Annotated in this window: 32 protein-coding genes; 1 reads left to right on the forward strand and 31 read right to left on the reverse strand. The window is 57.1% G+C overall.

The genetic code is table 11. The features are described 5' to 3' along the window. Nucleotides 1-10: 10 nt before the first annotated feature. The 29 genes from rplR to QDI87_RS04150 all read right to left on the reverse strand — a co-directional run bounded on the left by rplR (nucleotide 11) and on the right by QDI87_RS04150 (nucleotide 21,199). Nucleotides 11-370, reverse strand: coding sequence for a 50S ribosomal protein L18 (rplR, locus tag QDI87_RS04010; protein ID WP_036377745.1), 360 nt, complete (start codon nucleotides 368-370; stop codon nucleotides 11-13). Between the two features lie 30 nt (nucleotides 371-400). Continuing rightward, nucleotides 401-952 (reverse strand): 50S ribosomal protein L6, encoded by a 552-nt coding sequence (rplF, locus tag QDI87_RS04015; protein ID WP_036377741.1) that lies wholly within the window; start codon nucleotides 950-952, stop codon nucleotides 401-403. 22 nt (nucleotides 953-974) lie between these two features. Beyond that, the gene (gene rpsH / locus QDI87_RS04020) at nucleotides 975-1,373 is read right to left on the reverse strand and encodes a 30S ribosomal protein S8 (protein WP_036377737.1); all 399 of its coding nucleotides are present in this window, start codon (nucleotides 1,371-1,373) and stop codon (nucleotides 975-977) included. A gap of 33 nt (nucleotides 1,374-1,406) precedes the next feature. Continuing rightward, entirely contained in the window at nucleotides 1,407-1,592 is a 186-nt protein-coding gene (locus QDI87_RS04025; RefSeq protein ID WP_036377733.1) for a type Z 30S ribosomal protein S14, read from the reverse strand. 14 nt (nucleotides 1,593-1,606) lie between these two features. Then, complete coding sequence (rplE, locus tag QDI87_RS04030; RefSeq protein ID WP_005842117.1) at nucleotides 1,607-2,146, reverse strand: 50S ribosomal protein L5; 540 nt, start codon at nucleotides 2,144-2,146, stop codon at nucleotides 1,607-1,609. Nucleotides 2,147-2,166: 20 nt separating this feature from the next. Continuing rightward, nucleotides 2,167-2,499, reverse strand: coding sequence for a 50S ribosomal protein L24 (rplX, locus tag QDI87_RS04035; protein WP_036377730.1), 333 nt, complete (start codon nucleotides 2,497-2,499; stop codon nucleotides 2,167-2,169). A gap of 18 nt (nucleotides 2,500-2,517) precedes the next feature. After that, entirely contained in the window at nucleotides 2,518-2,886 is a 369-nt protein-coding gene (gene rplN, locus QDI87_RS04040) for a 50S ribosomal protein L14 (RefSeq protein ID WP_005842114.1), read from the reverse strand. Nucleotides 2,887-2,916: 30 nt separating this feature from the next. Further along, nucleotides 2,917-3,174, reverse strand: a complete 258-nt coding sequence (rpsQ, locus tag QDI87_RS04045) for a 30S ribosomal protein S17 (protein ID WP_036377724.1) — start codon at nucleotides 3,172-3,174, stop codon at nucleotides 2,917-2,919. A 38-nt stretch (nucleotides 3,175-3,212) separates the two neighbouring features. Next, nucleotides 3,213-3,407: a 50S ribosomal protein L29 gene (rpmC, locus tag QDI87_RS04050; protein WP_005842110.1), complete on the reverse strand. Its 195-nt coding sequence runs from the start codon at nucleotides 3,405-3,407 to the stop codon at nucleotides 3,213-3,215. Further along, nucleotides 3,397-3,840, reverse strand: a complete 444-nt coding sequence (gene rplP / locus QDI87_RS04055) for a 50S ribosomal protein L16 (RefSeq protein WP_036377718.1) — start codon at nucleotides 3,838-3,840, stop codon at nucleotides 3,397-3,399. The genes rpmC and rplP overlap by 11 nt, the downstream gene beginning before the upstream one ends. Further along, entirely contained in the window at nucleotides 3,840-4,508 is a 669-nt protein-coding gene (gene rpsC / locus QDI87_RS04060; RefSeq protein WP_036377712.1) for a 30S ribosomal protein S3, read from the reverse strand. Before rpsC ends, rplP begins: the two co-directional genes overlap by 1 nt. A gap of 17 nt (nucleotides 4,509-4,525) precedes the next feature. Continuing rightward, a complete protein-coding gene (rplV, locus tag QDI87_RS04065; RefSeq protein ID WP_036377705.1) occupies nucleotides 4,526-4,861 on the reverse strand; it encodes a 50S ribosomal protein L22 in 336 nt (111 codons plus the stop codon). Nucleotides 4,862-4,882: 21 nt separating this feature from the next. Continuing rightward, entirely contained in the window at nucleotides 4,883-5,164 is a 282-nt protein-coding gene (rpsS, locus tag QDI87_RS04070; protein WP_036377701.1) for a 30S ribosomal protein S19, read from the reverse strand. Nucleotides 5,165-5,213: 49 nt separating this feature from the next. Then, nucleotides 5,214-6,041 carry a 50S ribosomal protein L2 gene (gene rplB / locus QDI87_RS04075; protein ID WP_072003590.1) on the reverse strand — a complete coding sequence of 276 codons (828 nt, stop codon included), beginning with the start codon at nucleotides 6,039-6,041 and terminating at the stop codon, nucleotides 5,214-5,216. 23 nt (nucleotides 6,042-6,064) lie between these two features. Then, the gene (gene rplW, locus QDI87_RS04080; RefSeq protein ID WP_005842100.1) at nucleotides 6,065-6,346 is read right to left on the reverse strand and encodes a 50S ribosomal protein L23; all 282 of its coding nucleotides are present in this window, start codon (nucleotides 6,344-6,346) and stop codon (nucleotides 6,065-6,067) included. After that, entirely contained in the window at nucleotides 6,346-6,969 is a 624-nt protein-coding gene (gene rplD / locus QDI87_RS04085) for a 50S ribosomal protein L4 (RefSeq protein WP_036377685.1), read from the reverse strand. Before rplD ends, rplW begins: the two co-directional genes overlap by 1 nt. 23 nt (nucleotides 6,970-6,992) lie before the next feature. Next, nucleotides 6,993-7,637, reverse strand: coding sequence for a 50S ribosomal protein L3 (gene rplC, locus QDI87_RS04090; protein ID WP_036377679.1), 645 nt, complete (start codon nucleotides 7,635-7,637; stop codon nucleotides 6,993-6,995). Nucleotides 7,638-7,655: 18 nt separating this feature from the next. Continuing rightward, nucleotides 7,656-7,967 carry a 30S ribosomal protein S10 gene (gene rpsJ, locus QDI87_RS04095; protein ID WP_029540488.1) on the reverse strand — a complete coding sequence of 104 codons (312 nt, stop codon included), beginning with the start codon at nucleotides 7,965-7,967 and terminating at the stop codon, nucleotides 7,656-7,658. A gap of 175 nt (nucleotides 7,968-8,142) precedes the next feature. Next, nucleotides 8,143-9,336 (reverse strand): elongation factor Tu, encoded by a 1,194-nt coding sequence (gene tuf / locus QDI87_RS04100; protein WP_036377671.1) that lies wholly within the window; start codon nucleotides 9,334-9,336, stop codon nucleotides 8,143-8,145. A 17-nt stretch (nucleotides 9,337-9,353) separates the two neighbouring features. Continuing rightward, the gene (gene fusA, locus QDI87_RS04105; protein WP_036377666.1) at nucleotides 9,354-11,432 is read right to left on the reverse strand and encodes an elongation factor G; all 2,079 of its coding nucleotides are present in this window, start codon (nucleotides 11,430-11,432) and stop codon (nucleotides 9,354-9,356) included. A gap of 54 nt (nucleotides 11,433-11,486) precedes the next feature. Then, nucleotides 11,487-11,957, reverse strand: coding sequence for a 30S ribosomal protein S7 (rpsG, locus tag QDI87_RS04110; RefSeq protein WP_036377662.1), 471 nt, complete (start codon nucleotides 11,955-11,957; stop codon nucleotides 11,487-11,489). 56 nt (nucleotides 11,958-12,013) lie between these two features. Next, complete coding sequence (gene rpsL, locus QDI87_RS04115; RefSeq protein WP_278742297.1) at nucleotides 12,014-12,397, reverse strand: 30S ribosomal protein S12; 384 nt, start codon at nucleotides 12,395-12,397, stop codon at nucleotides 12,014-12,016. 70 nt (nucleotides 12,398-12,467) lie between these two features. Further along, nucleotides 12,468-12,725: a ribosomal L7Ae/L30e/S12e/Gadd45 family protein gene (locus tag QDI87_RS04120; protein ID WP_036377659.1), complete on the reverse strand. Its 258-nt coding sequence runs from the start codon at nucleotides 12,723-12,725 to the stop codon at nucleotides 12,468-12,470. A gap of 275 nt (nucleotides 12,726-13,000) precedes the next feature. Then, on the reverse strand, nucleotides 13,001-15,004 hold the full coding sequence (tkt, locus tag QDI87_RS04125; protein ID WP_036377656.1) for a transketolase: 2,004 nt from the start codon (nucleotides 15,002-15,004) through the stop codon (nucleotides 13,001-13,003). A 135-nt stretch (nucleotides 15,005-15,139) separates the two neighbouring features. Beyond that, the gene (gene aroH, locus QDI87_RS04130; protein WP_036377818.1) at nucleotides 15,140-15,496 is read right to left on the reverse strand and encodes a chorismate mutase; all 357 of its coding nucleotides are present in this window, start codon (nucleotides 15,494-15,496) and stop codon (nucleotides 15,140-15,142) included. Between the two features lie 163 nt (nucleotides 15,497-15,659). Beyond that, nucleotides 15,660-17,261, reverse strand: a complete 1,602-nt coding sequence (locus tag QDI87_RS04135; RefSeq protein WP_036377653.1) for an ABC1 kinase family protein — start codon at nucleotides 17,259-17,261, stop codon at nucleotides 15,660-15,662. 47 nt (nucleotides 17,262-17,308) lie between these two features. Continuing rightward, complete coding sequence (locus QDI87_RS04140) at nucleotides 17,309-18,928, reverse strand: ABC-F family ATP-binding cassette domain-containing protein (RefSeq protein WP_278519714.1); 1,620 nt, start codon at nucleotides 18,926-18,928, stop codon at nucleotides 17,309-17,311. 83 nt (nucleotides 18,929-19,011) lie between these two features. Further along, entirely contained in the window at nucleotides 19,012-19,896 is an 885-nt protein-coding gene (locus tag QDI87_RS04145) for a glucosaminidase domain-containing protein (protein WP_414683472.1), read from the reverse strand. A 31-nt stretch (nucleotides 19,897-19,927) separates the two neighbouring features. Further along, the gene (locus QDI87_RS04150; RefSeq protein ID WP_036377644.1) at nucleotides 19,928-21,199 is read right to left on the reverse strand and encodes a hypothetical protein; all 1,272 of its coding nucleotides are present in this window, start codon (nucleotides 21,197-21,199) and stop codon (nucleotides 19,928-19,930) included. 178 nt (nucleotides 21,200-21,377) lie between these two features. On the opposite strand from QDI87_RS04150, the gene QDI87_RS04155 reads away from it, so the two are divergent. Further along, nucleotides 21,378-22,076, forward strand: a complete 699-nt coding sequence (locus tag QDI87_RS04155) for a TVP38/TMEM64 family protein (protein ID WP_036377641.1) — start codon at nucleotides 21,378-21,380, stop codon at nucleotides 22,074-22,076. Here the strand turns inward: QDI87_RS04155 and amrS are convergent, their stop codons facing one another. Together amrS and amrA are read right to left on the reverse strand one after the other, a co-directional pair. After that, nucleotides 22,077-22,949: an AmmeMemoRadiSam system radical SAM enzyme gene (gene amrS / locus QDI87_RS04160; protein ID WP_036377638.1), complete on the reverse strand. Its 873-nt coding sequence runs from the start codon at nucleotides 22,947-22,949 to the stop codon at nucleotides 22,077-22,079. Next, nucleotides 22,942-24,330 (reverse strand): AmmeMemoRadiSam system protein A, encoded by a 1,389-nt coding sequence (gene amrA, locus QDI87_RS04165; RefSeq protein WP_036377636.1) that lies wholly within the window; start codon nucleotides 24,328-24,330, stop codon nucleotides 22,942-22,944. The genes amrS and amrA overlap by 8 nt, the downstream gene beginning before the upstream one ends. Between the last annotated feature and the right edge of the window lie 8 nt (nucleotides 24,331-24,338).

Below are 24,338 nucleotides of genomic sequence, written 5' to 3' on the forward strand. Positions count from 1 at the left end.
GGACTTTGTCTTAGAATTTCAGCCCAGCTTCACGGGCTGCTTCAGCGAGTGCGGCGACACGGCCATGGTAAACATAGCCGCCACGGTCGAATACGACTTCCGTGATGCCCTTTTCGAGAGCGCGCTTAGCGACTTCTGCACCGACAGCCTTAGCTGCTTCGATGTTGCCGCCGTAGTTCTCGAAACCCTTGTCCTGGGAGCTTGCAGAGACGAGCGTTACGCCCTTCTCATCATCGATGACCTGCGCATAGATGTTTGCGAGGCTGCGATATACGTTGAGGCGCGGACGAGCCGCCGTGCCTGCGATATGGTTGCGGACGCGCAGATGACGTTTCTGGCGTGCCTTGTTCTTATCTGCTTTAAGAAGCACAGAGATTCACTCCTTTCTAGAATTTGGTCCTTATTTCTTGCCCTTAGCGCCGGCTTTACCTTCCTTGCGGCGGATGTGCTCACCAGCGTACTTGATACCCTTGCCTTTGTACGGCTCCGGCTCACGGAAGCTGCGGATCTCCGCAGCGATCTGGCCGACAACTTCCTTGTCGATGCCCTTGACCGTGATGGCATTGGCCGACGGAACATCGAACTCGATGCCCTGCGGCGGCTCAACGACGACCGGATGGGAGAAACCAAGGGAGAGGTTGAGGTTCTTGCCCTGCTTCTGGGCACGATAACCAACGCCGTTGATTTCGAGGTTCTTGGAGAAACCTTCCGTTACGCCGACGACCATGTTGTGGATCAGCGTACGGCTGAGACCATGGAGAGATCTGTGCGTTTTATCGTCGGAAGGACGCGTTACCGTGATAACATTGCCTTCGACGGTTACTTTCATATCCGGATGAATGTGGCGGGAAAGTTCACCTTTCGGGCCCTTTACTTTCACCAGATTGTCCTCGCCGAGCGTAACCGTTACGCCAGCCGGGATTTCAATCGGTGCTCTACCAATTCTTGACATCTGTACACCTCCTGACTACTAATTACCAAACGTAAGCGATGACTTCGCCGCCGAGACCAGCCTTGCGGGCCTGCTTGTCGCTCATGATGCCCTTCGAGGTGGAGATGATGGCGATGCCAAGGCCGCCCAGGACACGCGGAAGCTCATCGTGCTTTGCGTACTGGCGAAGGCCCGGTTTCGAAATGCGTTTGATACCGGAGATGACTTTCTCACGCTGCGGACCGTACTTGAGGTCGATCGTGAGAACGCCCTGCTTGTTGTCCTCCGTGAACGTGTAGTCTTTGATGAAGCCCTCTTCCTTCAGGACCTCTGCAATAGCGGTCTTGATCTTGGAAGCCGGGATTTCCACCTTCTCGTGGAATACAGAGTTTGCATTGCGCAAACGGGTCAGCATATCTGCAATAGGATCAGTCATTACCATGTGAACCGATATCCTCCTTTCAAAATGTCAAAATTACCAGCTGGCTTTCGTTACGCCAGGGATAGCACCTTTGTAGCTCTGCTCGCGGAAGCAGATACGGCACATGTCGAACTTGCGCATATAACCATGCGGACGGCCGCAGATCTTGCAGCGGTTGTAGCCGCGCGTGGAGAACTTCGGTTCCTTGCTCCACTTCTCAATCATAGACTTCTTAGCCAAGTTTCCTTACCTCCTTATGCTTTGAACGGCATACCCATGAGTTTCAGGAGCTCTCTGGCTTCTTCATCCGTCTGTGCCGTCGTAACAATTACAATGTTCATGCCACGGATCTTATCGATCTTATCGTATTCGATTTCCGGGAAGATGAGCTGCTCTTTGAGACCGACAGCGTAGTTGCCACGGCCGTCGAAAGCCTTGTCAGATACACCGCGGAAGTCACGGACGCGCGGGAGAGCGACGTTCATGAACTTATCGAGGAACTGGTACATGCGCGTGCCGCGCAGCGTTACCTTGCAGCCGATCGGCATGCCTTCACGCAGTTTCCAAGCGGCGAGGGACTTCTTCGCACGCGTCAGGAGCGGCTTCTGGCCCGAGATGATCGTCAGATCATTCACGGCAGCATCGAGGGCCTTCGGGTTGCCAACGGCTTCACCGACACCCATGTTGATGATGACTTTCTCGATTTTCGGAAGCTGCATGACGTTCTTGTAGCCGAACTTCTCCGTCATAGCCTTGCAGACTTCGTTCTGGTATTTTTCCTGTAATCTATCCACTTATGCTCCTCCTTTCGTGATTATTTCGTCTGGTCGATGACTTCGCCGCACTTCTTGCAAGCGCGGACCATCTTGCCATTGACTTCCTTGTGAGCAACGCGCGTTGCCTTCTGGCATGCCGGGCAGACGAGCATGACTTTGCATGCATGCATCGGAGCTTCCTTGACGAGGATGCCGCCCTGCGGAGCCTTCTGGTTCGGCTTCGTGTGACGCTTCACTTTGTTGACGCCTTCGACGACAACCTTACCCTTCTTCGGCATAGCTGCGATGACTTTGCCCTGCTTGCCTTTATCTTTGCCGGACAGCACGAGAACCGTGTCGCCCTTCTTAACGTTCAGTTTTACGAGTGACAAAATAGCACCTCCTCACAATTAAAGTACTTCAGGAGCCAGGGAAACGATCTTCATGAAGTCTTTATCGCGAAGCTCTCTGGCTACCGGTCCAAAAATACGCGTGCCTTTCGGCGTCTTGTCGTCCTTGATGATGACGGCTGCATTCTCGTCGAAACGGATGTAGGAGCCATCTGCACGGCGCAGGCCCTTGACGCTGCGGACTACGACTGCCTTTACGACATCGCCCTTCTTGACCGTGCCGCCCGGAGCAGCAGATTTGACTGCAGCTACGATGATATCACCAATGTTAGCGTATTTACGGTAGGAACCGCCGAGAACACGGATGCACATGATTTCCTTTGCACCAGTGTTGTCACCAACATTCAGGATGGTTTGCTGTTGGATCATTGTTTGACCTCCTTCTTCGATAATTTGGGATTATTTCGCGCGTTCTACGACTTCAACGACTCTCCAGCGCTTCGTCTTGGACAGCGGGCGCGTTTCCATGATGGAAACCTTGTCGCCAACATGTGCGTCGTTCTTCTCATCGTGTGCGTGGAATTTGACCGTTCTCTTGACCGGCTTCTTGTAAAGCTTGTGCTGCTCGAGTTCCTCGACTGCAACAACAACGGTCTTGTCCATCTTATCGGAGATGACCTTACCAATCTTAGTCTTACGTACGTTTCTTTCGCTCATCAGGGAGCCTCCTTCCTTCTGCATATCAGTTTCCGTGATCAAGCCTTGAGCTCGTTCTCACGCTGGATCGTCTTGATGCGGGCGATCGTCTTCTTTACTTCCTTGATACGCATCGGGTTCTCGAGCTGGCCGGTGGCGAGCTGGAAACGGAGGTTGAAAAGTTCCTCTTTGAGCGAAGCAAGCTTCTGGTTGAGCTCCTCAGCGTTCATCTCGCGAATCTCATTAACCTTCATTTACTTCACCGCCCTCTGCTTTATTGTCTTCCTTCACAACGAACTTCGTCTTGATCGGGAGCTTGTGGCCTGCGAGACGCATTGCTTCCATAGCGATTTCCTTGGAAACACCATCCATCTCGAAGAGCACGCGGCCCGGCTTCACGACAGCTACCCAGTACTCCGGCGAACCTTTACCGGAACCCATGCGTGTCTCAGCCGGCTTTGCCGTTACCGGCTTATCCGGGAAAATCTTGATCCAGACCTGGCCACCGCGCTTGATGTAACGCGTCATGGCGATACGAGCTGCCTCGATCTGGCGGTTCGTGATCCATGCCGGCTCCAGTGCTACAAGACCGAACTCACCATGGCTCAGCGTATTGCCGCGATGAGCCTTGCCCTTCATGCGGCCACGGAACTGTTTACGGTATTTGACTCTCTTTGGTAATAACATTAAGCTTCGCTCCCTTCAGCTGCAGTCTTAGCCTGCTTTCTTTCCGGAAGAACTTCGCCCTTGAAGATCCAGACCTTGATGCCGATGCGGCCATAAGTCGTGTGAGCTTCTGCCGTACCGTAATCGATATCAGCGCGGAGCGTATGAAGTGGGATACTTCCTTCACGATAGGATTCCTTACGTGCGATCTCAGCACCGCCAAGGCGACCGCTGCAAGCGATCTTGATGCCCTTAGCGCCGAGACGCATCGTGCGGCCAACGGCCTGCTTCATCGCACGGCGGAAAGCGATGCGGCGCTCGAGCTGCTGAGCGATGTTCTCAGCGACGAGCGTAGCGTCCATATCCGGCTGCTTGATCTCTGCGATGTTGATGTCCACGCGCTTCGTCGTGTACTTCTTCAGACCTTCTTTGATCTGCTCAATGCCCGAACCGCCACGGCCGATGACCATGCCCGGCTTAGCCGTATGGATCGTGAGCTTCAGACGGTTCTTGCTGCGCTCCGTCTCGATTCTGGACACACCGGCTGCCTGAAGGCTCTGCTTCAGATAGTCACGGATTTTGATATCTTCATGCAGGTTCTCTGCAAAATCTTTGTCTGCATACCACTTAGCATCCCAGGTCTTGACGACGCCAAGACGAATACCATGCGGATTTACTTTCTGACCCAAACCGTTTCCCTCCTTGCTCAGTTCTTCTCGTCAACGACGATGGTTACATGGGACGTACGCTTCAAGATCTTGAACGCCTGTCCACGGGAACGCGGATGGATGCGCTTGAGCGTCGGGCCCTGATCAGCGAAAGCCGTCTTGACGTAGAGCTTCTCGACGTCCATATCAAAGTTGTTCTCAGCGTTTGCAACAGCAGAACGCAGGACTTTCTCAACTACCTCGGCACCAGCCTTCGGCGTGAATTTCAGAATCGCGAACGCTTCAGCGACGTTCTTGCCACGGATGAGATCCATGACGACACGAACTTTGCGCGGAGCGATGCGAACATATTTAGCTACTGCTTTAGATTCCACAAGGATTCTCCTTTCGCAAAATTATCTCAGAGAGGTCTTTCTCTCTTCGCCGGCATGGCCTTTGAACGTGCGCGTCGGTGCAAACTCACCGAGCTTGTGGCCTACCATGTCTTCCGTGATGTAGACCGGCACGTGCTTGCGACCATCATGGACGGCAATCGTGTGACCGACGAAATCCGGGAAAATCGTGGAGCTTCTCGACCAGGTCTTGACAACCTTCTTATCGTTAGCCTCGTTCAGGGCCGTGATCTTCTTCATCAGGCTCTCTGCAACGTAAGGTCCTTTTTTAATAGATCTTGACAAAGTGTCTCCTCCTTTCGTCAGGCGGCACTAGGCTGCCTGTCGATTTCTATTATTTCGTGCGTCCTTTGACGATGAGCTTGTCGGATGCTTTCTTGCGACGGGTCTTTGCACCCATAGCGCATTTGCCCCATTTCGTAACAGGGTGCTTGCGGCCAACAGGGGAGCGGCCCTCGCCGCCGCCGTGCGGATGGTCGTTCGGGTTCATCGCTACGCCGCGGTTCTCCGGGCGAACGCCGAGCCAGCGGTTACGGCCAGCCTTACCGATCGTGATGTTCTCGTGTTCGAGATTGCCGACCTCGCCGATCGTGGCGCGGCAATTGATGTGCACCTTGCGGAGCTCACCAGACGGCATGCGGAGGAGTGCATAATCGCCTTCCTTAGCCATGAGCTGTGCGGACGTACCAGCACTGCGGACGAGCTGTGCGCCCTTGCCGATCTTGAGCTCGACATTGTGTACCGTCGTGCCGACCGGGATGTTCTTGAGCGGGAGTGCGTTGCCGACCTTGATATCAGCGTCCGGGCCGGAAACGACCTGATCGCCGACCTTGAGGCCGTTCGGTGCGAGGATGTAGCGCTTCTCGCCGTCAACGTAGTTGAGCAGAGCGATGCGGGCGCTGCGGTTCGGATCGTACTCAATCGTAGCGACGCGAGCCGGGATACCGTCCTTCGTGCGCTTGAAATCGATCACGCGATAGAGGCGCTTATGGCCGCCGCCCTGATGGCGGACGGTCAGGCGGCCCTGCTGGTTACGGCCGCCGTTCTTCTTCAGGCGTTCCGTCAGGGACTTCTCAGGCTTGCTTGCCGTGATCTCATCGAACGATGCGACCGTCATGAAGCGTCGGCCTGCAGAATATGGTTTAAAACTCTTTACTGCCACTTAAATGTACCTCCTTTTCTCGATTATGCCTCGAAGAACTCGATGCTTTCGCCAGCAGCGAGCTTCACGATGGCTTTTTTATAGTCAGGGCGCTTGCCAGACGTGCGGCCCATGCGTTTCGTTTTGCCAAGTACGTTGACCGTATTGACTTTCTCAACTTTGACTTTGAAGATCTCAGCGACTGCTTTGGCAATCTCGATCTTGTTGGCTGCTTTCGCAACAACGAAGACGTACTTGCCTTCAGCCATGAGCTGAGTCGTTCTCTCAGTGATCAGCGGACGGATCAGGATATCACGTGCTTCCATTATGCGAATACCTCCTCGATACGGGTGATGGCATCCTTCGTGATGAACAGCTTGTCATGATGAAGGATATCATAGACATTCAGGCCAAGAGCCTGGATGGCTTTCGCACCCGGGATGTTGCGTGCGGATTTCTCGACGTTCTCAGCTTCATCAGCCGTGATGAAGAGGGCCTTGGAATCGACGCCGAAGTCACCGAGCATCTTGACAACCTGCTTCGTCTTCGGAGCATCGAAGTTGAGGCTCTCGAGAACGATGAGGTCGCCGCTCTTGACTTTATCGGAGAGTGCGCACTTGAGTGCGAGGCGACGCTGCTTGCGCGGCATGCTGAACGCATACTTGCGCGGATGCGGTCCGAAGACCGTACCACCGCCAACCCACAGCGGGCTGCGCGTCGAACCAGCACGTGCACGGCCCGTGCCCTTCTGCTTCCACGGCTTACGGCCGCCACCGCGGACAAAGCCGCGCGTCTTCGTGGCATGCGTGCCGAGGCGCTGAGCTGCGAGCTGCATCACGACGGCCTGATGCAGGAGGCCTGCATTCATCTCTACGCCGAAGATGCTGTCATTCAATTCGATATCGCCAACCTGATTGTTGGTGATGTCATAAACTGCTACTGTAGCCATAATTGTTGGTGTCCTCCTTCCAATCAGTTTTTGCCCGGCTTAACGGTGTTCTTGATCACAACGAAGCTCTTCTTCGGGCCCGGAATAGCACCCTTGATGAGGATGAGGTTGCGGTCTGCATCGACACGGACGACCGTGAGGCGCTGAACCGTAACGCGCTCGCCACCCATGCGGCCCGGCAGCTTCTTGCCCTTGAGGACACGTCCGCCAGGACCGGAGATCATAGCACCCGTGGAACCCGGCTCACGATGGGACTTGGAGCCATGGCCCATAGGACCGCGAGCGAAGTTGTGACGCTTGATACCGCCGGCAAAACCCTTGCCCTTGGAAGTACCCGTAACATCAACAAGTTCTCCAGCACTAAATATGTCAACGCCGATGGTGTCACCGACTTTGTATTCAGAAGCATCTGCAAGACGCATCTCGCGAATGAACTTTACAGGGCTGACGCCTGCCTTCTCGAAATGGCCTTTCAGGGGTTTGTTCACTTTATTTTCTTTAACTTCACCGAAGCCGAGCTGTACTGCATTATAGCCGTCGGACTCAACCGTCTTGTTCTGGATGACGATGTTGTTGCCAGACTCTACGACCGTAACCGGGACAACCTTGCCTTCTTCCGTGAAGATCTGAGTCATACCAAGTTTTCTACCTAAGATAGCTTTCGACATTCATTCCACCTCCTCGGATTAAAGTTTGATCTCGATGTCTACGCCTGCCGGCAGGTCAAGACGCATCAGAGCATCGACCGTCTTGTTGGTCGGTTGCAGGATGTCGATCAGGCGCTTATGCGTGCGCATTTCAAACTGCTCACGGCTGTCCTTGTTGACATGCGGGGAACGCAGGATCGTGTAGATGTTCTTTTCCGTCGGAAGAGGAATCGGACCGGATACCATTGCACCAGTCTTCTTTGCCGTATCGACAATCTTTACGGCACTCTGATCGAGGGCTTTATGATCATAAGCCTTCAAACGGATTCTGATTTTCTGCTGTTTAGACAATTTGTTTTTCCTCCTTATCGTCCAGGCTCTTGGCCCAAACATTTCTCCGTAACAGTTCCCTCGGGTACACCCGAGCCATCTGCCACGTCATCGCATTGGGGGGTACCATATTGATTTTAACCTTTAAATAAGAGCGACGCGAGCGCCGCTCTTATGAAAAGATTAAGTTGAAAGATTAGCCTTCGACTTCCGTTACGCGGCCAGCACCAACCGTGTGACCACCTTCGCGGATAGCGAAGCGCAGGCCCTTCTCGATAGCGATCGGGGTGATGAGCTCAACTTCCATCTCGACGTTATCGCCAGGCATAACCATCTCCGTGCCTTCCGGCAGTTTGACTACGCCAGTTACGTCCGTCGTGCGGAAGTAGAACTGCGGGCGATAGTTCGTGAAGAACGGCGTATGACGGCCGCCTTCTTCTTTCGTCAGGACATAGACCTGAGCCTTGAACTTCGTGTGCGGATGAATCGTGCCCGGCTTTGCGAGAACCTGGCCACGCTCAATCTCTTTGCGGTCGATACCACGGAGCAGAGCACCGATGTTGTCGCCAGCCTCAGCGAAATCAAGCATCTTGCGGAACATCTCGATGCCCGTGACAACCGTCTGACGCGGCTCGTCCTGCAGACCAACGATCTCAACCGTATCGTTCATCTTGAGCTCACCACGCTCAACGCGGCCCGTTGCAACCGTACCACGGCCCGTGATCGTGAAGACATCCTCGACCGGCATCAGGAACGGCTTAGCGTTGTCGCGCTCCGGCGTCGGGATGTAGTCATCAACAGCTTCCATGAGCTTGATGATGTTCTTCTTCTGCTCTTCGTCGCCTTCGAGGGCCTTCAGAGCGGAACCAGCGATTACAGGGATGTCATCGCCCGGGAAATCGTAGCTGGAGAGCAGCTCGCGAACTTCCATCTCGACGAGCTCGAGGAGCTCCGGATCGTCAACCTGGTCAACCTTGTTGAGGAAGACAACGATTGCCGGAACACCGACCTGGCGAGCGAGCAGGATGTGCTCACGCGTCTGCGGCATCGGGCCATCAGCAGCGGAAACGACGAGGATTGCACCATCCATCTGAGCGGCGCCCGTGATCATGTTCTTGACATAGTCAGCGTGGCCCGGGCAGTCAACGTGTGCATAGTGACGTTTCGGCGTCTCATACTCAACGTGTGCCGTGTTGATCGTGATACCGCGCTCGCGCTCCTCCGGAGCCTTATCGATATCAGCGTAATCTTCGAAAGAAGCTTTGCAACCCGGAGTCTCGGAGAGAACCTTCGTGATTGCAGCCGTCAGCGTCGTCTTGCCATGGTCGACGTGACCGATGGTGCCGATGTTAACATGCGGTTTGGTTCTTTCAAACTTTTCTTTAGCCATTGTGATTTTTTCCTCCCTTATTCACCTTTGTTTTTTGCGACAATCTTGTCAGCAATATTTTTAGGAACTTCATCATAGTAAGCAACTTCCATGCTGTAGTTCCCTCGGCCCTGAGTCTTGGAACGCAGATCCGTCGAGTAACCGAACATCTCGGAGAGCGGAACGAAGCCCGTGATGACCTGGGAACCATTGCGCGCTTCCATACCATCGATACGGCCGCGGCGGGAGTTCAGATCGCCGATGACATCGCCCATGTACTCTTCCGGTACAGTGACTTCGACTTTTACATACGGCTCAAGCAGAACCGGATTTGCTTTTTCAGCACCATTGCGGAAAGCCATGGAGCCGGCAACCTTGAAGGCTGCCTCAGAGGAGTCGACTTCGTGGAAGGAACCATCGAAGACCGTTGCCTTGATGTCGACCATCGGATAACCAGCGACAACGCCAGCTTCCATAGCCTGCTTGACACCATCTTCAATCGGCTTGATGAATTCTTTCGGGATAGCGCCGCCGACAACCTTGTTCTCGAACGAGAAGCCTTCGCCCGGCTCCTGCGGCTCGAGTTTAAGCCAGCAGTGACCGTACTGGCCGTGACCACCGGACTGGCGGACGAACTTACCTTCAGCCTCAACGGACTTGCGGATCGTCTCGCGGTATGCAACCTGCGGCTCGCCGACTTTGCAGTCGACCTTGAACTCGCGGAGCATGCGGTCAACGATGATCTGCAGGTGAAGCTCACCCATGCCGGAGATGATCGTCTGGCCCGTCTCCTGGTCCGTGCGGACGCGGAAGGTCGGATCCTCTTCTGCGAGCTTCTGGAGTGCTACGCCCATCTTCTCCTGGTCGTTCTTCGTCGACGGCTCAACCGCAACGGAGATAACCGGATCCGGGAATACCATCGACTCGAGGATGATCGGATGCTCTTCATCGCAGAGCGTGTCGCCCGTCGTCGTATCCTTGAGGCCGACGGCAGCAGCGATATCACCGCTGTAGACGCGGTCGATTTCCTTACGGTTGTTCGCATGCATCTGCAGGATACGGCCGATACGCTCTTTCTTGCCCTTCGTGGAGTTGTACACGTAAGAGCCGCCATCGAGGATGCCGGAGTATACGCGGAAGAATGCGAGCTTGCCGACGTACGGATCCGTCATGATCTTGAATGCGAGAGCGGCGAACGGCTCATCGTCGCTCGACGGACGATGGTCCTCTTCGCCCGTTTCCGGGTTGATGCCAGCGATCGGCGGGATATCCGTCGGAGCCGGCATGTAATCGACGATTGCATCGAGGAGCGGCTGGACACCCTTGTTGCGATAGGAAGTACCGCAGGTGACCGGGCAGAGCTTGCAGGAAACCGTACCCTTGCGGATAACAGCCTTGATCTCGTCTTCCGTGATCTCCTCGCCGCCGAGATATTTCTCCATGAAGTCATCGTCGAGCTCGGAAAGAGCCTCGAGGAGGATTTCACGGTATTCTTCAGCCTGATCCTTCATGTCATCCGGGATCGCGACTTCATCTTCGACTTTGCCGAGGTCGTCTTCATAGACGATGGCTTCCATCTTGACGAGATCGATGATGCCCTTGAACGTGTCCTCAGCGCCGATCGGCAGCTGGATTGCAACTGCGTTTGCATTGAGGCGTTCCTTCATCATCTTGATGACATTGAAGAAGTCCGCGCCGGTGATGTCCATCTTATTGACATAAGCCATACGCGGAACATTGTAATTCTCAGCCTGACGCCAAACGGTCTCAGTCTGAGGCTCAACACCGCCGCGAGCAGTCAGGACTGCTACAGCGCCATCGAGTACGCGCAGGGAACGCTCAACCTCTACCGTGAAGTCCACGTGACCCGGCGTATCAATGATGTTGATGCGATGATTTTTCCAATGGCAGGTCGTTGCAGCGGACGTGATCGTGATACCACGCTCCTGCTCCTGAACCATCCAGTCCATCGTTGCAGCACCATCATGTACTTCACCGATCTTGTGATTGACACCCGTGTAGAAGAGGATACGCTCCGTGGTCGTCGTCTTACCGGCATCGATGTGAGCCATGATACCGATGTTACGAGTCTTTTCAAGGGAATACTCTCTTGCCACTTTTGTTCTCCTTCTTTGAACTCTTCTCCCGTCACAGCAGGAGAAGACTGAGTCTTACCAACGATAGTGAGCGAAAGCCTTGTTGGCCTCTGCCATCTTGTGCGTGTCTTCCTTCTTCTTGATTGCTGCACCCGTGTTGTTTGCAGCATCCATGAGCTCACCGGAAAGACGCTCATCCATCGTCTTCTCACCGCGGAGACGAGCATAGTTGACGAGCCAGCGAATGCCGAGCGTCATGCGGCGGTCCGGACGAACCTCGACCGGAACCTGGTAGTTAGCACCACCGACGCGGCGTGCGCGAACCTCGAGAACCGGCATAACGTTCTTGAGAGCAGTCTCAAAAACCTCGAGAGGATCCTTGCCCGTCTTGGCACGGATCGTCTCAAACGCATCGTAAACGACGCGCTCTGCAACGCTCTTCTTACCGGAGAGCATTACCTTATTGATGAATTTCGTAACCGTCTTGCTGTGGTACACCGGATCCGGCAGTACGTCGCGCTTCGGTACGGAACCTTTTCTTGGCATTGTTTTACCTCCTTCTTCATTAGCATATTTTCCTGCTCAGGGCAGGAACCGTTTCATTACTTCTTCTTCGCTTTAGCTTTCTTCGCACCGTACTTGGAACGACCCTGGCCGCGATCCTGCACACCGGCAGTATCGAGCGAGCCGCGGATGACGTGGTAACGAACACCTGGCAGGTCCTTGACACGACCGCCGCGAATCAGAACAACGCTATGCTCCTGAAGATTATGACCAATGCCTGGGATGTATGCGGTAACCTCGATGCTGTTCGTCAAACGAACACGGGCAACCTTACGCAGAGCCGAGTTCGGCTTCTTCGGCGTAGACGTGTAAACACGCGTGCAAACACCACGTTTCTGCGGGCAATTCTTGAGTGCTGGTGCTTTGGACTTCTCCTGCATGCTCTTTCTGCTCTTACGAACTAACTGATTGATAGTAGGCATACATGCACCTCCTTCCTTCATATTGAGAATTTATTATTTATTAAAACCCCGAAGCAGAGCTCCTGAGTTTTTAACAAATAGGCTGCTTGAGGACTGCCGCCGCTGCCGCGCCGACCTCAATGCCACATGCATTGCCGAGGTCAGCCATCGTCGCCGCATGCTCGACCGAGACATCCTGTTCCCGGCAGAGAATCTGCAGCGGTCCGATGACGCGTTCATCTGCATCATCGGCAACGAAGACGCATTCCGCATCTCCGCGCTTCACAGCTTTGGAAACCTGCTTGATACCCATTACCCGACTGGCGCTTTTCAGTGCATCCAGTGTCATTGCTTTCACTCTCCTGTATCACTAAATCGTGCGCTTGAATCAGGCACTCCTATAATATAACACCCTCCAAAACCCTTGTCAACACTTATTTTATAAAGTTTTGTGTGTCCACGCTGTCTAGCGTATCATTTTTATGGACACGCGCAAAAACAGCACTTTTATTCCTCGTACAGAGGACATTGCTGGCAAAAGTATACAAAAAATAAAAGGCCCGCAGACTGCGGACCTTTTATGTATACAGAGCGGCTCGACCGCCCTGAGACTATGCAATTCGATCAGTTATTGGCAGCAATGACTTTCATGGCGACTTCTACGACATGCTGCTTCGTGAAGCCGAACTTCTCGAAGAGCTGTGCCGCCGGTGCCGAAGCGCCGAAGCTCTCCATGCAGACCGTTGCACCGTCGAGGCCGACGTAGCGGCCCCAGCCGAAGCTCGAGAGCGCCTCGACAGCGACGCGCGCGCGGACATCCTTCGGCAGGACGCTCTCCTTATACTCAGCGCTCTGCTGCTCAAAGAGATCCATGCACGGCATCGAGACGACGCGGACGTCGATGCCGCTCTTGGCGAGCTCTTCCTGTGCCTCGATGGCCAGCGATACCTCAGAGCCCGTGCCGATGAGGATACCGGCCATGTTCGCCGGATCCTTCGCCTCGGAGACGACATAAGCACCCTTGAGGGCATCCTTGCTCGAGCCCGGGAGCTGCGGCAGGTTCTGGCGCGTGAGCACGAGAGCCGTCGGCGTCTTCGTAGACGTCACAGCGAGGTACCAGCCGGCAGCCGTCTCCGTTGCATCAGCCGGGCGGAAGACATTGATGTTCGGCAGGGCGCGCAGCATGGCCATCTGCTCGATTGGCTCATGCGTCGGGCCATCCTCGCCAACACCGATGCTGTCGTGCGTGAAGACGTACGTCACCGGCAGGCCCATCAGGGCAGCCAGGCGGACCATCGGCTTCGTGTAGTCACTGAAGACGAAGAACGTCGCGACATAGGCGCGCAGGCCGCCGTGGAGCATCAGGCCATTGGCAATCGCGGCCATGGCGAGCTCGCGGACGCCGAAATGCAGGTTGCGGCCCGCATAGTTGAACTTGCTGAAGTCCCCCTCGCCTTCCATATGCGTCTTGTTCGACGGTGCGAGATCAGCACTGCCGCCGATGAGGTTCGGCATGATGTCCTTGAGGCGGTTGATCATCTTGCCGGAGAGATTGCGCGTTGCGACAGCCTTGTCCTCATAAGCCCAGAACTCATCGCTGTTGTAGAGCGCCTCGGCATTGACAGCCGTGTGGTACTTCTCCCAGCGAGCCTTGTCCTCCGGGAACTTCTCGCAGTACTCAGCGAACATCTTGTTCCAGGCAGCCTCTGCCGCCTCACCCTTCTTGGCGAGGTCTGCATAGTGGTCGTAGACATCCTGCGGGATGTTGAAGGACTTGTCCGGTTCCGGCCAGCCGAGGTTCTCCTTCATGGCCTTGACGTTCTCCTCGCCGAGCGGCTCGCCGTGAGCGCTGGCCTTGCCCTGCTTGGCCGGGCAGCCGTAGCCGATCTGCGTCTTGACCGTGATGAAGGACGGATGCTCCTTGTCAGCCTTCGCTTCTTCGATGGCCTTGCCGATGGCCTCGAGATCATTGCCGTCCTCGACTGTGATCGTCTGGAACCCAAAGGCACGCATACGAGCCTGGACATCCTCCGTGAAGGCGATGTCCGTATTGCCCTCGATGGAGATCTTGTTGGAATCGTAGAGGATGATGAGCTTCGAAAGGCCAAGCGTGCCAGCGAGCGAGAACGCCTCCGAGGAAATGCCTTCCATCATGCAGCCGTCGCCGCCGAGCGCGAACGTGTAATGGTCGACAACCGGGTAGCCCGGGCGGTTGAACATCGAAGCGAGGTGTGCCTCTGCCATCGCCATGCCGACAGCCATGCCCATGCCTGCGCCGAGCGGGCCCGTCGTGGCTTCGACGCCGACCGTGTGACCGTACTCCGGATGGCCCGGCGTCAGCGAGCCCATCTGGCGGAACTCTTTCATATCGTCCATCGTCAGGCCGTAGCCGTAGAAATGGAGCAGCGAATAGAGCAGCGTCGAGCCGTGGCCGCCCGACAGGATGAAGCGGTCGCGGTTGGCCCATTTCGGGTCCTTGGCATTGTGGTTCATGTGATTTGCCCAGAGCTCATACGCCATCGGAGCGCTGCCGAGCGGCAGGCCCGGATGACCGGATTTTGCCTTCTGGATTGCATCTGCTGCGAGCACGCGGATCGCGTTGACGCATTTCGTATCGATGTTACTCAAAGTGTATCTCTCCTTACCACTTGATTCTGAAAATTCCTGATGAATCCTCTCACTCCATCTATTCTACAAGATTTTATATAAAAAGTACAGTAGCTTGTAGAAATTTTATATGACTTGGTACCAATTCCATGGTGTTCAGCGTATATCAGGACGAAGTGCGACAGCCTTTCCCATATAGATGTGGTGGATATCACGCTGTGCTTTTCCCGTATCGGCGAGCACGAGCACGCGAATGCACTTCTCCAGGCTGCCCTCAATCGCACATTGACGCGCGTCAAAGAGCGGCACGAGGTCGAAGCCCGGCAGCTGGCGCACACCAGCCGTCGGGAAAGCCGCCGTGAGATCTTCCGTCATGCTGAAGATCACCGCACCGATATCCTCCGGTGCCAGTTCATTGCGCTCGATGAGCTCCTGCATCATCGCCTTGGCCGCCTGCCAGATTGCTTCCTTTTCGTTCTGTTCCACGGTGATCGCACCGCGCACACCTCTCATGCCCATATCTGCATCGCTCCTTTTCCATCTCTACGCACCATCGCACATGGTCTTGCCATTTGCCTGCAACGGTTATACCTCTGTCATCATTTTACCATGCCGCACAGAATCCCGCCACATGCCGCACGTAAAAAGACCCGCCGCAGTGCGGCGGGTCTTGGAGCTAGGCTCCTTTGTGTATCTCCCAGATCAGGCGGATACTCAGCACAAAGGCGATGAGGTACCCGAGGAAACCGAGCAGGGGAATCTCCATGATCTTCGGCGTCATATTCGTCGTGCAGATCGTGCTGGATCCGAGGAGCAGCGCTGCGCAGAGCACGGCGATGATGACCTTGTTGATCATCTTGTCCATGCGGTTCAGCGGCTCCTCCGAGCCTGTGAGGTCGAGGTTGACCTTCGTCTGGCCGCTCATCGTCATCTTGAGGATGTCCGAGATCTGTTCCGGCAGTTGTGCGGACTTGCGCATGAGCAGGAAGCCCTCGCGCTTGACCTTGTCCATCTCATCGTGCCAACTGAAGTTCTTCTTGAAGTCGAGGGCGAGGCTCTTCGCGAAGATCTCGACGAAGCTGACCTTCGGGCAGCAGAGACGCATGACGCCCTCAATCGTCAGGACACCGCGCGCGAACATCGAGAGCCCCTGTGGGCAGGCGATGCGGTGGACGCGCAGGATATTCATGATCTGGCGCGTCAAGACGCCCATCTGCAGCGACTTGAAGTCGAGTGAGCTGTACTGCGCCATCATCGAATCGATGTCCTGATAGAGCGCTGTGTGGTTAATGCGGCCGCGCACGACACCCAGAGAGAGCACGGCGGCTTTCATCTCAAAGGTATCGTGATTCGCCAGCGCCATCACAGCCTTGCGGATGGCAATGCGGTCGCGGCTCGAGAGGCGCCCCATCATGCCGAGGTCCAGCCAGACGATGCGGCCGTTCTTCACCCAGATATTGCCCGGGTGGGGGTCGGCATGGAAGTAGCCGTCCTCGATGATCTGCTTGACGTAGTTCTCGCCGAGATGGCGCCCGAGCAGGTTGATGTCGTAGCCATTCGCGCGCAGCTTGTCGAAGTCATCGATGCGGATGCCGTCGACAAACTCCATGACGAGAATGTGCTGCGTCGAGAGCTGTCGGAAGACCCGTGGGCAGCTGACATAGTCGACATCGCGGTTGAGGTGCTCGAACTCTTCGATGTGGTCGGCCTCCATGAGGAAGTCCATCTCCTGTTTGGCGATCGTCCACATCTCGTCGAGGACCATGTTGAAGTCGAGGACATCCTGCGAGTGGCTGACGATCTTCAATAGCGTCGCCGCGCGCTTGAGGAGCACGATGTCCTTGCTCATGATCTCGTAGATGCCCGGCCGCTGCACCTTGATGACGACTTTCTCGCCTGAGGTCAGCACAGCGCGGTGCACCTGTGCGATGCTCGCCGAACCCAGCGCTTCCTCGTCGATGGAGCGGAAGATCTGAGACCAGCGGCGGCTGTACTCCTTCTCGATGACCTCGAGGATGATGGGAAACGGCAGCGGCTTCGCACCGGACTGCAGCTTCATGAGCTCATCGCAGTACTCCGGCGGCAGGAAGTCCGGCCGCATGCTCATGATCTGGCCGAGCTTGACAAATGTCGGACCGAGGTCCTCGAGGACCTGCCGCAGCTTCTCCGGCGTCATGCCGCGCACGACTTCGCGTCTGCGCAGGACACCGATCATCTCGCGCAGGCGCCCTGTAGCGCCCGCATCCTCTATCGCATTCTGCAAGAATTTATCGAGCATCCGTCATCGCCCATCCTTACATCCTTACATCTTCAGTGTCTAACGTCTTACTTCTTGTACTTCTCCTGGAGCTGCTGGCGCACCGTCTCATTCGCGAGGAAGTCATCGTACGTCGAGAGGCGGTCGACAACGCCGTCCGGCGTGATGTCGATGATGCGGTTCGCGATCGTCTGGACGAACTCGTGGTCGTGCGAGACGAAGAGCGCCGTGCCCTTGAAGGCGATCAGGCCGTTGTTGAGTGCCGTGATCGACTCGAGGTCGAGGTGGTTCGTCGGCTCATCGAGGAGCAGCACATTCGCGCCCGAGAGCATCATGCGCGAGAGCATGCAGCGCACGCGCTCGCCACCGGAAAGGACCGATGCCTTCTTCTGGCTCTCCTCGCCCGAGAACAGCATGCGGCCGAGGAAGCCGCGCACGAACGTCTCATCCGGATCCTTCGAATACTGGCGCAGCCAGTCGACAAGGTTGAGGTCGACGCCGTCGAAGTAAGCCGAGTTGTCAGACGGCAGGTATGCCTGCGTCGTCGTCACGCCCCACTTGAACGTACCCTCGTCCGCCTGCTCCTCGCCCATGAGGATCTTGAAGAGCATCGTCTTGCCGATGCTGTTCGGGCCGACGAAAGCGACCTTGTCGCCGCGCTTCAGCGTGAAGCTGACATTCTTGAGGACCTGCTCACCGTCGACCGACTTGGAGATGCCGTCGACCTGGAGCAGCTGGTCGCCCGCCTCGCGGTCCGGCGTGAAGGCGATATACGGATAGCGGCGCGAAGACGGCTTGATGTCCTCGACCTTGATCTTGTCGAGCAATTTCTTGCGGCTCGTCGCCTGCTTGGACTTCGCAGCATTGGCGGCAAAGCGCGCGATGAAGGTCTGCAGTTCCTTGATCTTCTCCTCGGCCTTCTTGTTCTGCTCCTTCTGCAGCTGCAGGGCGAGCTGGCTCGACTGATACCAGAAATCGTAGTTGCCCGCATAGAGCTTGATCTCGCCGAAGTCAACGTCGCAGATGTAGGTGCAGACCTGGTTGAGGAAGTGGCGGTCATGCGAGACGACGATGACCGTATTCGGGAAGTCGGCGAGGAAGTTCTCGAGCCAGTTGATCGACTCAACATCGAGATGGTTCGTCGGCTCATCTAAGAGCAGGATATCCGGGCTGCCGAAGAGCGCCTGGGCGAGCAGCACGCGGACCTTCTCCTTCGCCGTGAGGTCCGCCATCTTCATCGTGTGCTCCTCTTCGGGGATGCCGAGGCCGTTCAACAGACGTGCGGCCTCGGACTCTGCATCCCAGCCGTTGAGTTCGGCAAACTCCGCCTCGAGCTCCGAAGCGCGCATGCCGTCCTCTTCGGAGAAATCCGGCTTCGCGTAGAGCGCATCCTTCTCATCCATGATCTCCACAAGGCGCTTGTGGCCCATGATGACCGTGCGCAGGACCTCGTAGTCATCATAGGCATAGTGGTCCTGCTGCAGGACAGCGAGGCGCTCGCCCGGTGTAATCTCGATTGTGCCGCCCGTCGGCTCAATGTCGCCTGCCAGCAATTTGAGGAAGGTGGACTTGCCGGCACCGTTCGCGCCGATGATGCCGTAGCAGTTGCCCGGCGTGAACTTGAGGTTGACGTCCTTGTAGAGGACGCGCTTGCCAAACTGGAGGCTGACATTATTGACTGTAATCATCGAGTGATTTCATCCCTTTCAATCTGGAAATAATTGCGATCTTGATTTCTTTATGCATGACAGAGGGCTCAGATGCCCCTGCATCATTCGGTCAGCATGGCTCGGAACATCGAGAGGATGCTCTGGCCGTACGTGTATCCCGGCACAGCCCAGCGGCCGTTGAGGTCTTCCCACGTGCCGAGCGTGCGCGTGCCGTAGGAGTCGCGCACGAGCTGGTAGCGCGGGTCGATGACCGGCTCGCTCGGCTCGCGCGTCGACGAATACGCCAAGAGGTGCTGGATGTGCGCGCGGACACCGAGCTGCGCCGTCGCGAAGAAAGCGCCCTTGACGCCGCCGCCCGTCGTCCCGAGGCCGCAGAAGTTGTTCTGCTGCGGGATGACATCGCCGCCGTAGCGGAAGAAGCCTGTCTCCTTGAGCGCCTGAGCAAAGGCGACGTCCGGGCGGATGCCCTCGCGCGCACCCTCTTCATAGTAGTACGAGACGAGCTGCTGCGGCGAAACGGTGATGTCCGGGTTCGGGTTGTTGCTCAAGAGGTAGCGCACGCACTGCTCCTGGCTCGCGAGCGGCGTGCCGATGATCGAGTTGTCGTAAGCCGAGATGGTCTGCGGCACGGCAAGCGGTGTCATCTGCTGAGCGGCCTGTCCAGACGGATAGAGGATGTTGTGGATGCGCGACTGGAAGTCGCTGCCGCCCGACAGTTCCTTTTCCGATGTTGCGTGCAGCTGATCCTCACCGCGCAGATCCTGGCGGATGCCGATCTTCGGGTCGGCCTGATGCTTGCGGGAAGGTCTTTGTGCCTGCTTTGTCTCGTTCATGACATCCGGCACGGCTACCGTGACCTCAGCGCTGTTCTGCGGTGCTTTGTGGGCGCGCTTTGCCTCTGTGACAGACGGCGCATAAAGCAGGAACGAGCCGAGAACGACTCCCGTTAACAGATATTTTCCATACGAATTCCAATGCATTGACACGGATCGAAACACTCCTTATACGATATACGAGTTACAAGATTGACCAGAAACCATAGAAAAAATACAAGAGGAAGGCCACCGCCAGCACGCGCAGGAAGCGGCTGACGTGCCCGCCCGACAGCAGGGTCAGGCTGACGTAAGCGATGCAGGCCGCCCCGAGACCTGCCGCAACGTCCTGCGTCAGCGGCAAGATGAGGAAGAGCAGCCCCGCTGCCACCTTGTCTGCAAGACCGCCTGAGAACACCGGCTTCATGCGCAGCAGGAGTACGAGCCCTGCCCCGGCGAAGGCCGGAGCGAAGATGCTCGGGAATGAGGCCATCGACTGCAGCGTCGGCTCCATGAAGAGCAGGAGCGCGAGGAAGGCTGCCGTCCAGTACGCCATGCGGCCCGTGCGGCCGCCCGTGGCCTGCCCCGCCGCCGACTCCGGCGCCGCCGTCAGCGGCATCGTGCCGAGCAGGCAGGCGATGAAGCTCAGGCCACTCAGGGATAGCAGTGACCGTCCCATCTGCCCGTCATCAAGATGCGGAGCAAGTGCCTTGAGCCCTCCCCACCCTGAGAGAATGAGGAAGAGCACAAGGACGAGCGAGAGGTCTGCATAATCACATACCCTTATATTTTCCCACCCGTTCATGAATATGAGCTGAAGGCCGGTGCGGTCAAGGCCCTCCGGCAGGAAAAAAGGAGCGTCCGGCAGTACCCAGAAGCCGCCAGAGAAAGCGAGAACAGCGCTCGTGAGAACGCCGCCGAGCACGGCCCAGCGCGCTCCGACAGCCATGAGGGAGAGCATCGCGATGATGCCGACGAGACTGATATACGCGACAGGATCGGCCATATTGCCGAGCTGCACAGGGCCCGTCGGCGAGCCCATGAGGAGGTGCCCCTGATAGAGGCCCTGCACGAGCAGCATGAGGCCGACAGCACCCTGAAGGCCGTCCGCGATGCACGGGGGGAAAAGCTGAACAAGTCCCGCCAGCCGTCCCGGCCGCTTCGAGAATACAGTGAAGGCGAGTGCTGCCGTCATGACGAGCGAGACGACAGCGCCCATGAAGAGCACCATCTGCCAGCTCACGCCGTGCGCAAGCATGACGATGGCGACGAGCCACGAGGTCAGCGCCGCTCCCGGCGCTGCAGCGACGGGCAGACCGAGCCTCCCGAAGGCCAGCGTGCCCGCGAAGGCCATGAGCATCGAGGCCGTGTAGATGCCCATGAACGGCGCCCCCACCTGTGTCAGGAGCGTCGGCACGAGCAGCAGCGAGGCCGAAAGAGAGAGCGCTGCCAAAAATCCAGGCAGCAATTCCTGCATGAGAACTCCTCCTTGAAATCAGACTAATATTTTTTATTTTATCATAGAATCCAAGGAATCTCCATCGATGTACAGGAACTCCTGCAAAAAGTCGGTGGGATTCAGGCAATCTCCATCGAATCGATGCTATAATGAAAAGACAAACACCAGCAAGATTGACTCTAGGAGGAATCACCATATGAAAAAATCCATGGGCATGGTCAAGGTGGCTGCTGCACTGGCCATCGTCCTGCTCTTCCTCATCATCCACCTGGCAGACCCTGCCTTCCTGCCGCACCTCTGCGGGCTGCTCGCACGCGGCGACATCCAGGAGACAGCCGCCTACATCGCCTCCTTCGGCAAATGGGCCGTCGTCTTCAGCTTCCTCTTGACGCTCTTCGTCAATGCGCTGGGCTTTCCGCCCGCCATCATCTTCTCGACAGCCAACACGCTGATCTTCGGCATCTTCTGGGGCATCTTCCTCTCCGTCACCGCCGAGACCGTCGGCGTCCTGCTGAGCTTCGTGCTGCTGCGCTTCTTCTTCCGCGATGCGGCCGAGAAGATCATCAACAAGCACCCGACCCTATCAAATCTCGATAAGTACAGCGGCAGGCGGGGCTTCGTCGTCATGCTGATTGCCCGCATGGTGCCGTACTTCCCCTCCATCCTGCTCAATGCGCTCGGCGCACTCTCCGCCATGTCGATGCGCGATTACGTCATCGCCTCCTTCGTCGGCAAATTCCCCTCGACGGGCATCGAGGCCATCATTGGCCACGACACGCTCACGCATCAGGAAGACCCGACGCGCCTCATCGTCGTCTGCATCTTCGCCGTCGTCCTGGTCGTGGGCGCCTGGATCTACGAGAAACGAGCTGCCAAGCACGCACCAGAAGCGTGATCAGACATTGCCGAGGTGAACAAAGCGCAGCCTTGCTCCGGCAATCCGCCTGAGTCGCTGCAGCGTCTCAGCAGGCGTCATGGGGATATCTGAAAGGTAGCGCGGGAAGTAACGCGAGAGGTGGAGCGGCAGCTCCGCTGAGATGCCCGCCAGCCACTCTGCCTCCGCCGCCATCTCCTCGGCGCTATCGTTCTTTCCCGGTATCACGAGCGTCGTGACTTCCACATGGACGCCCGCTTCGGCCGCCATCTCGATGGCGGCTTTTGTCGTCTTGAGGTCACCGCCGATCCAGTCGTAGAACGACTGCGTGAAGCCCTTGAGGTCGATGTTGACCGCATCGACATACGGCAGCAAGTGCAGCCAAGGCTCTGCCGTGATCTGGCCGTTCGTCACGAGCACGACGGCGAGGCCCGCTTCCTTGAGCAGGCGTGCCGTATCGCAGACGAATTCATAGCCGACGAGCGGTTCGTTGTAGGTAAAGGCCACACCGATATTGCCCGACGTCTCCTCGAGCCGCTGAGCCGCCGCCACAATCTCCTTCGGCGATGTGCGGTCCATCGGCAGCTGCTGTCCCTCAAATCCGTCGCGCCCCGCCTGTGAGATCGTGTAATTCTGGCAGAACGGGCAGCGCAGATTGCAGCCGAAACTGCCGAGCGACAGGATCATGCTGCCGGGACGGAAGTGATAGAGCGGCTTCTTCTCGATGGGGTCGAGTGCCGCCGACGTCAAGAGGCCGTAACTCAGAGAGCGGATGATGCCACCCTGATTCTGCCTCGCGCGGCAGAATCCTGTCTGCCCATCAGAAAGATGGCAGCGGTGCGGGCAGAGCCAGCAGACAGCTTTTCTGCCAGGTACTCCAGTTGCATCAGACATGGCGCTTCACCTCGAAGCGCCAGAGCGTTACCTTCTCCTTCGCGCCGATATTGCCCTTGCGGCGCGCGATGGCGATCTGCTGCTCGACGGAATCGACGCCCGCGAGATCCGGCAGCAGGACGCCGCGCCGCTCACCGTTCTGCACGATGACGCCGTAGCGCTTGACGTCAAGAGCCTTCGGCGAGTCAATCGGCTCCGGCTCAGACAGCACATCGACATCGTAGACTAGTCTCGAAAGTTCGTCCGGCGTGACCTGCGGGAAGCGCGGGTCGTGCATGCCAGCCGAGACGGCGTTGCAGATGATCTCCTCGGCGAGATTGCGGCGGCCCGGTGCCAGCGTGCCGATGCAGCCGCGCAGGCGTCCATCCTTCTTGATGGAGACGAAGCACCCCGCGCGCCTGTCCTGCAGATCCTCAGGAAGGTCTTTCGGCAGGGGCATCATGACGTGGCTGCGCACAAACGTTTCGAGACTCGCGCGCGCCAGGCGCACATAAGCGTCCTCATGCTCGCGTATCGCCGCGATGTCATTCGCCTCCTTCTCGATGAGCTGGCGGCCGATGTCGCGCGAATCATCACGGCCTTCCGGCGTGAAGTATGCGACGCCGTAGCCGACGCCAAACGGGCCCTCATGCGCGAGGAGTTCCGCATGGACCATCTGGCAGTCAAAGGCGCCCGCCATGATCCAGAAGGAGCGCAGGCCGCACTCTGCCGCGCCCTCAGCAAGTTCCGGCGAGATCGTCAGAAGAGACAGGAAATCCGCCGCGCCGAGAGCCTTCGTGACTTTCTCGTCAAAGACAGGCCCTTCCTTGGCAAAGCCGTACGGGCCATCTTCCTTGAGCTTGTGCGAGAGGTCGCCGCTCGCGATGAATACGACGCGGCGGCCGAGCTTTTCTGCCGTCTCTGCGATCTTCTCGCCGAGCCGGTAGTGGACATCCGCGCCGAGGCCCGAGAGCCCGATGCGCACGACCTTGACCGGCTTTTTGAGCTCCGGCTGCAGGAAGTAGAGCGGGATCATCGTGCCGTGGTCGAGCGCCGGCTCCCGCTCGCCGAGGAATCCGGCAGGAAGATCGTCTGCCGCACAGGAATCCGCCAGTGCCTTTGAGAAGACATCATCGTACGCCGCCTCGATCTTGACTTCCGGGCAACGGAACGCCGAGAAATCCCCCACAGCCTTCTTGCCCGGTGAAATGTGGAAGTAATCGCTGTAAAGTGTCGCGTGCGGGCTCGTGATGACGACCGTATCCGGCTCCAGCGCCGCCGCACGGCGCATGACCTCGCGATAAGCCGCCGTCGTCCTCGCAATCTTCTTCTCCTCACCCCTGCCGATCTCCGGCAGGATGATGGGCGGATGTGGCACCGCCATAGCAGCCACGACTGCCATAAGAATCC

Source organism: Mitsuokella jalaludinii, assembly GCF_928722185.1.
GTDB lineage: Bacteria > Bacillota > Negativicutes > Selenomonadales > Selenomonadaceae > Mitsuokella > Mitsuokella jalaludinii.

Excerpts from the sequence above, each read along its gene's own strand:
- rplF (WP_036377741.1), bottom strand. The coding sequence starts at position 952 with ATGTCAAGAATTGGTAGAGCACCGATTGAAATCCCGGCTGGCGTAACG.
- rpsH (WP_036377737.1), bottom strand. The coding sequence starts at position 1,373 with ATGGTAATGACTGATCCTATTGCAGATATGCTGACCCGTTTGCGCAAT.
- rplN (WP_005842114.1), bottom strand. The coding sequence starts at position 2,886 with ATGATCCAACAGCAAACCATCCTGAATGTTGGTGACAACACTGGTGCA.
- rpsQ (WP_036377724.1), bottom strand. The coding sequence starts at position 3,174 with ATGAGCGAAAGAAACGTACGTAAGACTAAGATTGGTAAGGTCATCTCC.
- rpmC (WP_005842110.1), bottom strand. The coding sequence starts at position 3,407 with ATGAAGGTTAATGAGATTCGCGAGATGAACGCTGAGGAGCTCAACCAG.
- rplP (WP_036377718.1), bottom strand. The coding sequence starts at position 3,840 with ATGTTATTACCAAAGAGAGTCAAATACCGTAAACAGTTCCGTGGCCGC.
- rplW (WP_005842100.1), bottom strand. The coding sequence starts at position 6,346 with ATGGAAGCACGTGATATCCTGATCCGTCCGCTGATCACTGAGAGAACG.
- rplD (WP_036377685.1), bottom strand. The coding sequence starts at position 6,969 with ATGGCTACAGTAGCAGTTTATGACATCACCAACAATCAGGTTGGCGAT.
- rplC (WP_036377679.1), bottom strand. The coding sequence starts at position 7,637 with ATGTCGAAAGCTATCTTAGGTAGAAAACTTGGTATGACTCAGATCTTC.
- tuf (WP_036377671.1), bottom strand. The coding sequence starts at position 9,336 with ATGGCTAAAGAAAAGTTTGAAAGAACCAAACCGCATGTTAACATCGGC.
- rpsG (WP_036377662.1), bottom strand. The coding sequence starts at position 11,957 with ATGCCAAGAAAAGGTTCCGTACCGAAGCGCGACGTACTGCCGGATCCG.
- rpsL (WP_278742297.1), bottom strand. The coding sequence starts at position 12,397 with ATGCCTACTATCAATCAGTTAGTTCGTAAGAGCAGAAAGAGCATGCAG.
- QDI87_RS04120 (WP_036377659.1), bottom strand. The coding sequence starts at position 12,725 with ATGACACTGGATGCACTGAAAAGCGCCAGTCGGGTAATGGGTATCAAG.
- aroH (WP_036377818.1), bottom strand. The coding sequence starts at position 15,496 with ATGAGAGGTGTGCGCGGTGCGATCACCGTGGAACAGAACGAAAAGGAA.
- QDI87_RS04135 (WP_036377653.1), bottom strand. The coding sequence starts at position 17,261 with ATGCTCGATAAATTCTTGCAGAATGCGATAGAGGATGCGGGCGCTACA.
- QDI87_RS04140 (WP_278519714.1), bottom strand. The coding sequence starts at position 18,928 with ATGATTACAGTCAATAATGTCAGCCTCCAGTTTGGCAAGCGCGTCCTC.
- QDI87_RS04150 (WP_036377644.1), bottom strand. The coding sequence starts at position 21,199 with ATGCAGGAATTGCTGCCTGGATTTTTGGCAGCGCTCTCTCTTTCGGCC.
- QDI87_RS04155 (WP_036377641.1), top strand. The coding sequence starts at position 21,378 with ATGAAAAAATCCATGGGCATGGTCAAGGTGGCTGCTGCACTGGCCATC.
- amrS (WP_036377638.1), bottom strand. The coding sequence starts at position 22,949 with ATGTCTGATGCAACTGGAGTACCTGGCAGAAAAGCTGTCTGCTGGCTC.
- amrA (WP_036377636.1), bottom strand. The coding sequence starts at position 24,330 with ATGGCAGTCGTGGCTGCTATGGCGGTGCCACATCCGCCCATCATCCTG.